Raw genomic sequence first — 14219 nt, 5'->3', positions numbered from 1 at the left:
AAGGCTAATAATCAGTGGGAGATGAACAAAATCCCATTGATTATAGTTTCACTTTATGAAATCAAGAGTACTTGAAATAAAGGTTAAACAAAACGGCACGGACATTGCCATCCTTATTTTTTATAAATTTATAAAACTTTTCCATACAGTGCGTCGTCTAATATATGGGAAGGAGGAAATGATGTGGATGAATTAACGGTAGAAGCGTTTGAAATAGAAGATAAGGAACTCCTTATCGATGAAATTATGAACAAATATGGACAAGAAGTCTTACAGCTTGTGTATTCATATGTGAACAATAAAGAGGTTGCAGAGGATGTAACGCAAGATATATTTGTGAAGTGTTATAAATCTCTTCATACATACAAAGGGAAGTCGAATGTGAAAACGTGGTTATGGAGAATTGCGATTAATCAATGTAAGGACTATATAAAAAGTTGGTATAACAAAAAGGTGATCGTGACAGAGGATGACGCTGCTTATATGGGGGTTCAAAATGATAGTGTCGAACAAACTGTCATTCAAAATGCGGAGGACCGTGAGCTCGCTTCTGCAGTAATGAATTTACCGATAAAATATCGAGAAGTCATTTATCTATTTTATTATGAAGAATTATCAATTAAAGAGATTGCTATTGTAATAGACGTGAAAGAGAACACGATAAAAACGAGACTGAAAAAAGCGAAGGAGCTTTTGAAGAAAGGATTGGAGGAATAATCAAATGGAAGATCGATTAAAAGGCCTGCGAAAATCAATGGAGAATACAACGTTTAAACATTTGAGTTTTTCTGATCAACATCGAAAGCAGGTGCGCGAAAAAATCAATGCTTCAAACGAAAAGGAAGAGGACATCTCTTTAGCAATTTTACAACTCCTCAGTAATGAAAAAACAGGATACGAATTGTCACAGCTGCTACGAGGGCGAGGGATTCGGAAATTCGAAGGAAATGAAGGGTTTTTATATACCGTATTACATCGTCTAGAGCAGAATCGTTTTATCCAATCTAGCTGGGATCATGCAGGAGCGAAATATTATCAATTAAATGATAAAGGAAGAAAGATGCTGCGAAAGGCAGAAAAAAATGCTACGAAGGCACAATTTATATTAAAAGGCTTAGTACAGGAGTGAGGCGAAATTGAATAAAAGAGGGGATCGTTTTGTAAGCGAGGTTACGAATCATATTAAATCAAAAGAAGCAAAGAGATTTGTAGCAACTGAACTAGAGTTTCACTTAAAACAGGCGAAGAACACATGGATAGAAAAAGGTTTAAGTGAGGAAGTTGCTGAAAATAAAGCTGTGGAACAAATGGGAAGTCCGGTTAAACTAGGGCAGGAACTTAATAAACTGCATAAGCCAAAGGTGGATTGGTTCTTACTTATTTTATTGGTGGCTGCGATGGGATTAGGTTTTTTGCCGGTTATAGCCTTTGGATATATGAATGATTTACTAATGGATAAGGTGATAGCTGTTGTTCTTGGCATTGCAACAGCTGTAGGGATGATGCTGATTGATTATCGGAAGTTAGAGAGATTTGGGTGGTTGTTTTATACAATTGGGGTACTTATTTTGTTAATACTATACGGCTTTCCGAATGCTGGGATGCTTGGAGAACCGATAATAAAAGTTGGTCCTATTGCAATTGACCGTTTAATGGCAGTGCCGTTCTTTTTTCTAGCTTGGGCTTCTTTTTTCAATAATAGTAGGATAAAAGTAATGCATCTTGTGGCTCTGTATTTATTTTCTTTGTATTTATTCTTAATTGGCGCAGCTTTTTCAGTGATTTTTATTTATATCACGATGGTATTCGTTATGCTTTGGTGGAGTAAGTTAGGAAAGAAAACGGCATTAATTATTACAATTGTACCAATCTGTTTATTGATTATAAGGGCGTCTTTTTCCTGGTCCTCAGTAAAAGGATATCATTTGGATAGATTTTTAGGGTATTTGAATCCAGAGCGTGATGCACAGGGCGCAGGCTTTATGTATATACGTTTAAAAGAGGTAATGTCGTCAGCAGGTTGGTTTGGTACATATGGAGATGTAAAGAGCATCCCTAATCCGGATACTGATTTTGTATTTGCAAGTTTGACTTATTATTATGGATATGTGCTAGCACTGATTCTTGTCTTAATTCTTTCTCTTTTTGTAGCACGGTTAATGTTCATATCTTATACAATAAATGACCGGTATGGTAAATTGCTTCTCGTTGGAGGAATGACTCTTTTCGTAGTTCAATTCATTTATAACGTTGGTATGATTTTAGGTTTATTACCGATTACTGCTATATCACTACCTTTTATTAGTTATGGATTAACACCAACTGTATTTCATGCGCTTGTAATGGGAATCGTACTAAGTGTATATCGACGTAAAGACATTCCAGTGAGAAAATCAGCTTAAAAAACAAACCACCTAGTCCCTATATTTTTTAGGGTGTAGGTGGTTTTATTTACACACTTAACAAGTTTTTCCGTTCTCAACTTCTCCGCATGAATCTGGAATTTGCTTATCTTTTATTAATTGTAATAAAAGCTCAAAAAACTGTTCACGTTGCTCTAATGTGAGGTTTTTCAGAATATCGTCTGCGACTTTGTCTTGGAAAGCGAGCGCTTTTTCCATATTAGAGTGCGCGCGTTCAGTAAGTTGAATTAATGTAGCCCGGCGATCAGTTGGATCTTGTATACGAATGAGGAGCTTGTCTTGTTCGAGTGCATCAATAAAATCGGTAACTGTACGTGCTTTGACACCTAGTTTAGCAGCTAATGCATTCATTCGAATCGGGCCGTTTTCAGAAACGGTAGATAGAACGCGTAGCCTTGGTCCTGTTAGATGGTAAGGTGTGTCAAGGGATGATAATTGGGATTGAAATTCTCTTTGAACATAGTTGGTCGATTGCATTAAGGTGTGGATGACATCTATTGCAGCTGGATAATTTGATTTCATGAGTGGAATGACCTCCTCAGTATTTTTTAGTTCATTTTTGCACGTTTCATAAATCTATTGTATATTATTAGTGAGTAACCTCTCTATATTATGAACAATTAGTGAGTAACCTGATTATATCGCATGCTCATAATGTGTAATTGCCGATAATTCGAGAATCATTACCATTATAACTGATGCTGGGATCTATAGAAAATGATTATAGAGCGAGGTGGATCTATGTAAGTCGTTTCATGATTCAATAGCAATACTTTAAAAACATATATAACGGAGGATTGTACATGACTATTGTAGCACTAGTACTTCAATGTTTATTAATTTTTGCATTTTTCTTTTCAAGTGTTAGTAAAATTGCGGGAGCAAAAATGCAAGTGGAAGCTTTCGCTCATTTAGGTTTACCGCAATGGTTCAGAATTGCGACAGGTTGGATCGCTTTAGCAGGAGTGGTTGGATTAATTTTTGGTTTTTGGAATGAGGTAATACTCGTTTTAGCAGCATTATGGATTGCTTGTATTATGTTAGGAGCTGTATTGTTCCATATTCGTGCTAAAGATTCAATCGGTAAAATGATGCCGGCAGCAGTGCTTATGATTGTAGCGCTAATTGTTGCGTTCGTTCATTCTTCAGCATTAACAGGACTTTTGTAAAACGAATTGTAGATTAGTAGATTCGGTTGAGTAGAGGCAGAAACTGAGCATGTACGATGAAAATGATATCCTCATTATAATAAAATAGTGAGGATATTCATTATGTTGATACTCATTTAATTTTGTATAGATTACCGGAAAGAAAAAAGGAGGTCTACACTATGGTAGATAAATCATCACAAAACGCGGATAAATTGCTAGGGGTTTTAGTCGTTACGCTAATATTCTCGGTTATGAACGGTACGATGTTTAATGTAGCTCTTCCTGAGATAGGTAAAGAATTTAACCTTGTTCCTTCAGAGGTTAGCTGGATTATGACTAGTTATATGGTCGTTTATGCTGTTGGTTCCATCGTGATGGGAAAACTGGCGGATACATATCGGCTAAAGGATCTATTAACGTATGGATTACTTATTTTCGCTCTAGGTTCCTTGCTTGGTCTACTTGCTACTGAGTATTGGGTTATCATTTTGGGGCGTATCATTCAGGCAGCAGGAGCTTCTGTTCTTCCTGCAACAGCGATGATTATTCCGGTGAGGTACTTTGCGCCAGAGAAAAGGGGGCGTGCGCTTGGAACTTCAGCAGTTGGTTTAGCACTTGGTAATGCTTTAGGTCCAGTTGCCGCTGGATTAATTACGAGTTTTGGAAGCTGGAGACTCATGTTTGTTCTTTCTTTACTACCGCTTCTGACGCTACCTTTCTTTAGAAAGTATTTAGACAATGCAAAAGGGAAGGCGGGGCGTATTGATATTCTTGGTGGAGGTCTATTAGCTGTGTCAGTCGCGTTCTTCTTACTTGCGATTACGCAAATGCAAGTATTGCTATTCCTTGGAGGGGGTGTTATGTTAACCCTCTTTATTCTTCGGATTAGAAAAACTACGGAACCTTTTATTAAACCGGCTCTGTTTAAAAATAAGAATTTTTCGATTGGGTTGCTCCTTGCTTTTATGACGACAGCAATGAGTTTTAGTATGACATTCATGACGCCGCAATTTCTATCGGCAGTAAATGGATTGACTCCTTCGAATATCGGCTTTGTTCTAGTTCCAGCAGCAATTGCTTCGGCGATTATGGGCAGAAAGGGAGGGAGGATCGCTGATACGCGAGGCAATTTCGCGCTTGTTTTTATTGCTTCGGTATGTATATTCATTGCTTTTTCATTATTATCTACTTTTATTGGAGTTTCGGCTTTTGTCATTGCATTTATTTTAATTTTTGGGAATGTAGGACAAACCTTTATGCAGATTTCGATGTCTAATACGATTTCACAAACGTTGTCAAAGGAGGAGACAGGTGTTGGAATGGGGTTACTGTCGATGGTTAATTTCATATCCGGCGCGATGGCTATGAGTGTTGTCGGGAAATTACTTGACCGTGGTTCTATTTCACTGCAGCTCAATCCTTTTATTGCAAATCATGCTGCAAATATGTATAGTAATATTTTCGTCGTTATGTCAGTGCTGATTATAATTGTAGTTGCACTGTATCGTTTTCAATTTGGTACGGGTGGTTCTACTTTAAATATGACTAGCAAAGGAAATACGAATTTGTAAAAGAATACGAGGAGGTTTATGTATGAATACCCAAACTGCGTCTGTTTCTTCGCAGTCAAAGGAGTTTGACAATGTGAAAAGACTCCCAATTTTAATATCGATGATCATTGGAGCGTTTTTCACTATTTTGAATGAAACATTATTGAACGTTGCTTTTCCGCAATTGATGATTGAGTTGAATGTAACACCGTCGACTCTTCAGTGGCTTTCAACAGGGTACATGCTTGTAGTTGCCGTACTAATTCCAGCTTCTGCTTTATTAGTACAATGGTTTACAACAAGACAAGTATTTATAGGGGCTATGGTAGTCTTTACTTTAGGTACATTTGTAAGTGCAATTGCACCTGGATTTTCTATATTATTGCTTGGTCGTTTGTTACAAGCAGCAGGTACAGGATTAATGATGCCCGTCTTAATGAATACGATTCTCCTTCTATATCCTCCGGAAAAGAGGGGGGCGGCAATGGGGAGTATTGGGCTTGTAATAATGTTTGCTCCTGCCATTGGACCGACACTTTCAGGTATTATTTTGGAAACGTTGAATTGGAGATGGCTATTTTATATCGTCCTTCCGTTCGCAATTTTTTCCATTGTTTTTGCGTTCATTTATTTAAAAAATGTCTCTAAGCCTACGAAACCAAAGGTAGATGTGTTATCTATTCTTTTATCTACAATTGGATTTGGCGGGATTGTGTATGGATTTAGTAGTTCAGGTGAAGGTTGGGATAGTTTCCAGGTGTATGGAATCATCCTAATTGGTCTTGTAGCAATTCTCTTCTTCGTACTCCGTCAATTGAAATTGAAAGAGCCATTACTAGATCTTAGTGCATTTAAGTATCCGATGTTTACGCTAACGACAATTTTATTGACGATCATGATGATGACGATGTTTTCTACAATGACGTTGTTACCATTTCTATTTCAAGGTGCTTTAGGTTTAACGGTCTATGCAACTGGTCTTATCATGCTTCCAGGTAGTCTGTTGAACGGTATGCTTTCCCCGGTTTCAGGGAAGCTCTTTGACAAATTTGGTCCAAGAGCACTTATTATTCCTGGTACGATATTATTAGCAGGTGTAATGTGGTTCTTTACGCAGGTAACGGCAGATACGTCTAAGATGGCTTTCATCTTATTACATGTCAGTATGATGGTATCCATTTCAATGATTATGATGCCGGCGCAAACGAACGGTTTGAACCAACTTCCGCGAAGGTTTTATCCGCACGGAACAGCTATTTTGAATACTTTATCGCAAGTAGCTGGTGCGATAGGAGTGGCTTTCTTTATTAGTGTTATGACTTCCGGACAAAAGAAATATTTAGAGGCGTCTTCAAATCCAACTGACCCAGCTCAATTAACTGAGGCAATGGTTTCAGGCGTGCATAACGCTTTTACGATTGGCTTTGGTTTGGCACTACTTGCGGTCGTGGTAGCTTTGTTTATAAAGCGTTCGGAGACCTCAGATAGTTAATAGAAGGTTTTTGCTAATTGATAAACAAGATTTTAATCTATTTTTTGTTCAACATTCATTTTTCGAGGGTTATGATAAATAACCCTCTTTTCGTGTTTAAATAAGTGTACTAGCCATAGATTGGAATTCCTAACATTTATATTGATGAATGGAAAGTATTTTTCGGTAGGATTATCAATGGTTTTAAGATAATATTTCACTTAGAAGCTATTTCATCCGTGTTTATAGATAGAGGATAAGTTCCTCCGGAAAAGCATAATAAAATGAGTAGGAGTAAGATATGGAAGATATTTTTTTTATGGTACTTTGTTTTTTTATATCCTGTGGAATTATATTATTTGGGATTAAAATAGATAAAGAAACTTTTAAAGAGCATCGTATGAATTCACTCATATTCTCTTTATTAACACCGTTTCCAATAGTACTGTCTTTAAGTTTTTATTTGTTTAAAATTTTTGCGATCGGTGTGGGATTAGCGATATTATATTCAATTTTTTATGATGTTTATAGTTATTTTTGGTTTTAAGGTGTAAATCCTGCACAAAAAAAGAAACACCTTGAATCATCAAGGTGTTTTCATTATAACCTCAAAACTCTCCGAATCAGCCCCAAGTATAAAAGGACTAACCTCGCCAACGCTATAAAGTTGCAATTCGTGCATTGCGCGCGTACAAGCTGTGTAGAACAATCTACGGACGCTCTCGTCGCTGTACACATCTTTAGAAGCATTGTAAATAATAACAGCATCAAATTCGATACCTTTCGCTAAGTAAGCAGGGATCACGACAATGCCTTGCTCATACTCGGCCGAGTTACTTTTCACAAGTTTAATATTCTCGATATGACGAAGTGCTTCGTAGGCAGCGGCGCTTTCAGCTGCAGATTTACATATAATTGCGATCGTATTATGCTGCTCTTTTTGTAGTGCAGCAACTTTGGCAGTAATATGCGCGTGCAGTTCGCTGTCACTGGATACTTTCGTCACTGTAGGTTTCTCGCCGTCACGTTCAAAGGCGTGAATGTTCTTGCCTTCCGGTACGAGAGCACGTGTAAATTCAATAATTGGTTTTGTTGAGCGATAGCTACGAGTTAAGTTGATGCCGTTCGTTTCATCTGGTCCGTATAAGCTAGTAAGTGTGTTGAAATTCACTGCTTCACTCGCATGGGCAAATATCGCTTGGTTAAAGTCTCCGAGTACAGTCATTCTTGCAGCAGGGAAGAGACGTTTTAAAAACTCAAATTGAAACGGTGAGTAATCTTGCGCTTCGTCTACGAGTACGTGTTTAATCGATCTATTCGTTTGGAAGCCTTCAATTAATTCTTTTAGAAGCAAAAATGGAGTCGCATCCTCGTAATATAGCTTTCCTTCATCAAGCATGTTTACTGTTAATGAGCAAATGTCATCCCACTCTTTCGGTCTTTCCCCAGTAACCCACGATGCATCTGTGAAGAGTTGTTTATATATGCCTGTGAAATTGATGAAGCGTAATGTTTGAACGCCTTTACGAAGTGGCTTCAATTTTTTACGGACAATCATACGTCCAAGTACTTTCGTTTCTTTCTCAAAATCATGAAAGGAGTTGTCGTCAAACTCGCCTTTTTTCTGTAAATATTTATAAGCCTTTTGGTATTCATCTTTACTAAGTAATTCAATTTCTTCTTCTACCCAAGGTTTTTTTAGTTCTGCTTTTTCAATTGCATCTATTTGTTTGTTTAGCCAATCCGTTAACTTTTCAATTCGATTATGGAAGCGGAGGGAGGAGTCAGTGTTATAAAACTGCTCTGTAATTTCTTTAGCAGAAACAATTAATTTTCCTCTAAATTTCATTCCTCTAAATAGCATGCCTGAAGATTCAAGAGATTGTCTGTACGTTCTAATCATCTCAAAAAATTGAGTAGATGCTTTAAATCGAATGCTCGCATTTCTCGTTTTATAGGTAGGGCTATCCGTTTCCGTTAACATATATTCTAATTGTTCATAAGGATCTTCAACGTCAAATGACTTGCTTAGTCTATGGTTTAAATATTCTTGGAATGTCACTTGCTGCATATTTTCTTCACCGAGTTCAGGTAGTACGTTAGATACGTAGCTGTTGAACATAGAGTTAGGGGAGAAGAGAATAATTTGATCAGCTTTTAGCCATTCACGATATTTATATAGTAAGTAGGCGATTCGCTGCAGGGCAGCTGACGTTTTACCACTGCCAGCAGCTCCTTGCACGATAAGGAGTCGGCCTTCATCGTGACGGATAATTTCATTTTGCTCGCGCTGAATCGTAGCAACGATACTTTGCATATGTTTGTTCGTACCTTTTCCGAGCGCTTGTTGCAAAATTTCATCACCAATTGTAAGACTCGTATCGAACATAGAATCAATCTCGCCATTTTGAATAATATATTGTAATTTTTTCTCCACATTACCGTGAATTACGCCGCCTGGTGTACTGTATTCAGCTGGTCCTGGTGGATAATCGTAGTACACACTCGAAATAGGTGCGCGCCAGTCATATATAAGAAAGTTTTCTCCGCTTGCATCAGTAAGTGTAGCGACGCCGATATAAATTTGATCCGCAGCAGATTCTCCTTCTTCTTTGAAATCAATTCGTCCGAAATAAGGTGCTTTATGCATACGTCTTAATGCGGCAAGTCGATTAAAGGTGTGCTTATGGGTAATTTGTGTGACAGCTAGTGACTGAGCTTGTTGTCTTAAGTTGATAACTGTTTCAAGATAATCATCGAAAGTATCAGTATTCACTTTCACGTCATCCCAAAAGTGTTTACGAATATGGATTACTTCTGCCCGGCGTCTGCCAGTTTCGTTTTCCAGTTTATCAATTTGCTCCGTAATCGTTTCTATTACGGTATCCAATCGCTTTTGCTCTAAATCAAGTTTTTTGTTCATACGTAAGCACTCCTTTAAAAGTGAAAAATAGAGGTTGACTGAAGATGTATTTTGGTGTACAATTAAGATACGGATAAATACGTTCTCTGCATTTTATAAAACGTGTTTCTGTACTAATTTAACATAGTTTTTTCATTTAATCAATGATTAATGAGACAAGACTCTAATTTCCTGTATAGTTTGAGGAGGTTAGGGTCTTTTTTGTTTTTTAGTGGTTGTATTCTGCATTAAATGCACGTACAATCCTGATTGGTGCTGCTAATGATGAGGGGACAAAGCTCACCTGATTCAAGGGTCACTTTATTGTATGTTCGAGTACTTAGTTATATTTTTTTTTGTAAATAACATTTTGTATTCTTTATATATGGAAAGATAGTTTTATTGTTAAAAATATAAAAAAATAGCTTATTAAAATTAAATTCCTATTATATACTAAAATATGTATGGAAATGTAATATTTATTTTATACAAGGCTTGCCTTGGGAGGAGAGAGAGAAGTGAAAGAATGTCCAATATGTTTAGATGGGGTGGAATATCCTAAAAATGTTGGGGAATGTCCGAAGTGTAAAAACTTTTTAAGGATGAAAACAAAATCAGCGAATACTACGGTAAATGATGATTTTGCGGATGTATTTGATAATACTTTTTATGAAGAAAAGAAGCCCACACCCCCTAATAAAACAACTGACCCATTTGAATCTACATATACGGAGCAGCAAACAAGTGCAGCGAGAGAAACAATAAAAGTAAGTAAGGCTAAAAAGAATGGATCGATAAAAGGGCAGGTAAGTAATTTTCAGGAAGATGTAATACCAGGTAAAACGCTTGGAAGATGGTTTGATGCATGTATAAAAGGAATTCCATTTATGAAGGATGGATATATGAATACATTCCAAGTGTATGATCAAGATGGTGAAGGACATGAAGTAGTTGTATATGGAAAAATTGTAAGAGGGAAGATTGGAGATCATAATTTAGTTCAAGTGTTTGGAAAGCGAGATCGTCATGGGACAGTAGTAGCTAAGCATATTGAAAATTTAAATAGCAACACGACAGTTTCAGTCAATAGTGGTATGTCAGCAAATAGTGTAAGATTTTTGACGGCAATTATTATGTTTTTATTATATTCTATTATTAATTTTGTTATTTCTTTTGACTGGATTGGGCTTGTTAATTTAGTTGTATCTGTCATTTTGACTTTCTTATCAAATATATTTGTTGCCATATTACCGTTAATCATTGCTCTTTTTGGAATTTGGATAATGATTAAAAAGGTTTTTCGTTAAATAGATTATGAAAATGAGCACTCAAAAGTATGAGTGCTTTTTTATGCAATCTTTAGTTTATTAATGGGGGGATTTCTTTGCGCTTACATAACATAGATACAGTAGAAATAAGAGAAAAAGATCATTTACTGAGAAAGTCTTATTTGGATAAATCGAATTTAAATCCGGATTTAAATATGGAATCATTGGGACAACTTAGTTTCGTTAAAATAAAAGGTCTTGCAAATTTTTGGGAGGGAAAGGACGAAAAGGATTTTGACTTTGATGCCATTATGAGCGATGTGCTTAGTGGTTTCTCATCTTTACAGTCAACATTTACATTTTTACTGATTGGTAGTCCGAAAGAAATAGGCGTTTATGTTGGAACGGATCAATCCAATCAGTCCATTTTATCTTCTTCATTGCACGCTTCATATCCTTATGCCAAATTGCAAGAAGTTGAAATGGATGAGATGTCACAGAAGTTACGTTCCATCGGGAATAACGGAGGAATTATTACAGGTATCCCGACTAATAAAACTTTTGGGGAAAGTAAGAGTCAACAAATTGAACGTTTATGTACCGGGATGTATGGGAGTTCTTGGGCGTATATTGTGGTTGCGAAGTCGATGAGTCCTTTTCAAGTAACGTTAGCGCATGAAAGGGTATTGAATGAAATTGATAACGTAAGTAAGTTTATTAAAGTATCAGAATCAGGTGGAAGTCTAGGTAAGGAATCTTGGGAAGTAACGAACTTCACCATTCAAAAGTACGTGGATAACCTTAATTCATTAGAAGAGAGCATGGATAGTGGAAGAACGATGGGAATGTGGAGAGTTGCTGGATACTATTTGGCGGATCAATTCATAAATGCAACGAAACTACGAAACTTAATTACTTCTGTTTATAATGGTGAACAATCCAAACCGGAAAAAATAAGAACTTTACCTGTAGATAACATTTTATACTATGCGTCTAATTTTCAATTTCCAGCGAATGAATTACCACGCCAGAAGGCTATGAAGCATCCGATAGGAGTATGGGATTTACATGGTGAAGGAATTACGAAGGAGGTTCATTGTTATAAGTACTTGTATCAAACGATTTTGCCGACCGGAGAGCTTTCAACTTTATGCCAAATCCCACGGAAAGAAATGCCAGGTTTTTATATTGATCAATATGTGGAGTTTGATGTTGCGAACCGTCGTTCAATCCAGGATGAAAGTAATAATTTTACAGTAGGGAAGATTATTAATGGTAATGAAGAAATAAAGTCGTATGAAAAATTAGAGCCAAGTAATCTCATCTATGATATGGATTTAATGGATTTAAGTCGACATGGTTTAATTGTAGGAATTACTGGTGGAGGTAAGTCCAATACGTCTAAAGGGCTACTTCGTAATTTATGGAATAAGCACCACATTCCTTTTATGGTAATTGAATCAGCTAAACGGGAATATTGGGAAATGTATAATATGGAAGGTTTTGAAGATGTATTAGTCTTCACCTTGGGAGCGGAGGATGAAAATTCTGTTCCGTATCGAATTAACCCATTTGAAAAAATAGAAGGTGTTCCATTACAGACTCATATTGACTATGTGCTATCAACTTTTAAGGCGAGTTTTGAGCTTTATGCACCAATGCCGCATGTTTTAGAAACTAGCATTTATCAAATATATGAAGATCGAGGCTGGGACATTTTAAGTAATCGAAATAAATACGGTGCAAATGTTTTTCCGACTTTAGATGACTTATATTACAAAGTAGATGTTGTTGTTGATAATTTAGGGTATGATCAACGCTTGAAATCAGATATTACAGCAGCACTTAAGGCAAGAATTCACTCATTACGTGTTGGTGGCAAAGGTGCCATGTTAAATACAGATAAGTCTATTCCAATTGCAGATCTATTGTCCCGACCTGTCATTTTGGAACTAGAAGATATAGGCGATGATGATGTGAAAGCATTTATGATGGGAATTATTTTAGTTCAATTGTATGAATATAGAAGGACGAAGCTTACTAGAAACAAAGGATTTGAACATCTTATTTTAATTGAAGAAGCTCATAGATTGTTAGCTAATGTATCAAGTGGTGGGGAAGGGAATGTTCGTGCGAAATCAGTAGAATTTTTCACGAATTTATTAGCCGAAATTCGTAGTTATGGACAAGGTTTTTTAATTGCGGATCAAGTTCCGACGAAACTAGCACCGGATACATTAAAAAATACAAATTTAAAAATTGTACATAGAATTGTTATGCAAGAAGATCGGGAATTAATTGGACAATCTATGAATATGACACAAGAACAAATTGAATATATTAGTTCTTTAAGAAGAGGATTTGCTGCTGTTTATGCAGAAGGAGATATGCGGCCAAAACTTGTACAAATGCCTTATATAAAGGAAGATTTTGATTATCCAAGAAGAACTGTTATTCAAAATGTGAAAGATACAGTGAAAAATGAATTTCATCACTATGATAGAAAATATGATTTTGGGCCTGCTTGTGCTTTTTGTATGGATAAGTGTAATCGCCGTGAAGAGATGGGGAAAATAAAGGAATTTATTGTGAAGCAAAATTGGTTAAGCGACATGTTAGATGACGCTAAAAATGCAGAATTTAAACCAGATTGGTTTGAGGGCTTGTTTGAAATGTTAGAAAAGAATGGAATGAGCTCACTCCGAAATTATCATACGAGATTATGTACTTTAAATGTCTTTTTAGGTAACAGGGATTTAGAAGAAAGCTATAAACGAGAAGCTGTTATAAATTATATGAAACATAATCTATTAAAGGATGAATGAATATGAAAGATTTCGATCGAAAAGACCATGTTGATAAAGTAGAGGAAGAAGACAAACTTGAAGAAAAGAAAGAAAAAAGTATAGAGGAAGAAAGCAAGAAGGAGCAGGCTTATAATTTTGATAAATATAATGAACGATTTGAGGGGCGTAAGCAGGAAATAATTGAAGATGAACTTGCTGAAAATAATCGAGATATTAGTTTTGATAAATATCAAAAGCAATTAAATAAGGACATAACAGAACAACAAAATGAACAAGATGAAATAAATCCTGAGGTAGATTCTCCGGAAGTTATGGAAGCCAAAAAAGTTGAAAAGGAAAATGTTGAGACCGAAAAGCGACTTGAGAATATGGAAGAAAATGCGGAAGAAATAAAGGAAGCAAAAGAATCTCTAGAAGAAACAGATGAAGGAAAGAATCCAGAGCGAGTAGAAGAAAAGCCGAAGCAAGAAGAAATAGATGAAGACAAGAAACTTGATCAGTTGGAAGAAACAACAGAAGAAGCTGGAGAAAAGAAACCAGAACAAGTAGAAGAAAAGCCGAAGCAAGAAGGAGCAGATAGAGAAACCCAACTTGATCAGGCAGGAGAAACTGGAGGGAAGAATCCAGAGCAAGTAGAAGAAACGCTG

General features: G+C 36.4%; 11 protein-coding genes and 1 pseudogene. 10 read left to right on the top strand and 2 right to left on the bottom strand.

What is annotated here, in order from left to right; translation table 11 throughout:
* Nucleotides 1-183: 183 nt before the first annotated feature.
* Genes BAQ44_RS14580 through BAQ44_RS14570 form a run of 3 tightly spaced genes read left to right on the top strand, consistent with a single transcriptional unit; the run spans nt 184 to nt 2402 of the window.
* On the top strand, nt 184-717 hold the full coding sequence (locus BAQ44_RS14580) for a sigma-70 family RNA polymerase sigma factor (RefSeq protein ID WP_071722051.1): 534 nt from the start codon (nt 184-186) through the stop codon (nt 715-717).
* Nucleotides 718-721: 4 nt separating this feature from the next.
* Nucleotides 722-1129 (top strand): PadR family transcriptional regulator, encoded by a 408-nt coding sequence (locus BAQ44_RS14575; protein ID WP_071722049.1) that lies wholly within the window; start codon nt 722-724, stop codon nt 1127-1129.
* Between the two features lie 7 nt (nt 1130-1136).
* Entirely contained in the window at nt 1137-2402 is a 1266-nt protein-coding gene (locus tag BAQ44_RS14570; RefSeq protein ID WP_071722047.1) for an FtsW/RodA/SpoVE family cell cycle protein, read from the top strand.
* 57 nt (nt 2403-2459) lie between these two features.
* On the opposite strand, the gene BAQ44_RS14565 is transcribed toward BAQ44_RS14570, so the two are convergent.
* Nucleotides 2460-2945, bottom strand: a complete 486-nt coding sequence (locus BAQ44_RS14565; RefSeq protein WP_071722044.1) for a MarR family winged helix-turn-helix transcriptional regulator — start codon at nt 2943-2945, stop codon at nt 2460-2462.
* A 281-nt stretch (nt 2946-3226) separates the two neighbouring features.
* Between BAQ44_RS14565 and BAQ44_RS14560 the strand changes: the two genes are divergently transcribed.
* From BAQ44_RS14560 to BAQ44_RS31275, 4 genes are all read left to right on the top strand, one after another.
* The gene (locus tag BAQ44_RS14560; RefSeq protein ID WP_071722042.1) at nt 3227-3592 is read left to right on the top strand and encodes a DoxX family protein; all 366 of its coding nucleotides are present in this window, start codon (nt 3227-3229) and stop codon (nt 3590-3592) included.
* A gap of 161 nt (nt 3593-3753) precedes the next feature.
* Nucleotides 3754-5145, top strand: a complete 1392-nt coding sequence (locus tag BAQ44_RS14555) for an MFS transporter (RefSeq protein ID WP_071722040.1) — start codon at nt 3754-3756, stop codon at nt 5143-5145.
* A gap of 22 nt (nt 5146-5167) precedes the next feature.
* Nucleotides 5168-6616: an MDR family MFS transporter gene (locus BAQ44_RS14550; protein WP_071722038.1), complete on the top strand. Its 1449-nt coding sequence runs from the start codon at nt 5168-5170 to the stop codon at nt 6614-6616.
* A 280-nt stretch (nt 6617-6896) separates the two neighbouring features.
* Nucleotides 6897-7142, top strand: a complete 246-nt coding sequence (locus BAQ44_RS31275) for a protoheme IX farnesyltransferase (protein WP_071722036.1) — start codon at nt 6897-6899, stop codon at nt 7140-7142.
* Between the two features lie 39 nt (nt 7143-7181).
* Here the strand turns inward: BAQ44_RS31275 and helD are convergent, their stop codons facing one another.
* Nucleotides 7182-9518, bottom strand: a complete 2337-nt coding sequence (gene helD / locus BAQ44_RS14540) for an RNA polymerase recycling motor HelD (protein WP_071722033.1) — start codon at nt 9516-9518, stop codon at nt 7182-7184.
* A gap of 497 nt (nt 9519-10015) precedes the next feature.
* Between helD and BAQ44_RS14535 the strand changes: the two genes are divergently transcribed.
* From BAQ44_RS14535 to BAQ44_RS14525, 3 genes and pseudogenes are all read left to right on the top strand, one after another.
* On the top strand, nt 10016-10804 hold the full coding sequence (locus BAQ44_RS14535; protein ID WP_071722031.1) for an SLC41A family transporter: 789 nt from the start codon (nt 10016-10018) through the stop codon (nt 10802-10804).
* Nucleotides 10805-10881: 77 nt separating this feature from the next.
* On the top strand, nt 10882-13590 hold the full coding sequence (locus tag BAQ44_RS14530) for an ATP-binding protein (protein ID WP_071722029.1): 2709 nt from the start codon (nt 10882-10884) through the stop codon (nt 13588-13590).
* Nucleotides 13591-13592: 2 nt separating this feature from the next.
* A pseudogene (locus BAQ44_RS14525) lies at nt 13593-14219 on the top strand (hypothetical protein); the annotation flags it as partial.

Source organism: Bacillus mobilis (assembly GCF_001884045.1).
GTDB lineage: Bacteria > Bacillota > Bacilli > Bacillales > Bacillaceae_G > Bacillus_A > Bacillus_A mobilis.
Note: the sequence above shows the minus strand (reverse complement) of the source record. Positions and strands in the feature narration are given on the sequence as shown.

Coding starts and splice junctions, on each gene's coding strand:
- helD (WP_071722033.1), bottom strand. CDS start 9,518: ATGAACAAAAAACTTGATTTAGAGCAAAAGCGATTGGATACCGTAATA.
- BAQ44_RS14575 (WP_071722049.1), top strand. CDS start 722: ATGGAAGATCGATTAAAAGGCCTGCGAAAATCAATGGAGAATACAACG.
- BAQ44_RS31275 (WP_071722036.1), top strand. CDS start 6,897: ATGGAAGATATTTTTTTTATGGTACTTTGTTTTTTTATATCCTGTGGA.
- BAQ44_RS14555 (WP_071722040.1), top strand. CDS start 3,754: ATGGTAGATAAATCATCACAAAACGCGGATAAATTGCTAGGGGTTTTA.
- BAQ44_RS14560 (WP_071722042.1), top strand. CDS start 3,227: ATGACTATTGTAGCACTAGTACTTCAATGTTTATTAATTTTTGCATTT.
- BAQ44_RS14565 (WP_071722044.1), bottom strand. CDS start 2,945: ATGAAATCAAATTATCCAGCTGCAATAGATGTCATCCACACCTTAATG.
- BAQ44_RS14550 (WP_071722038.1), top strand. CDS start 5,168: ATGAATACCCAAACTGCGTCTGTTTCTTCGCAGTCAAAGGAGTTTGAC.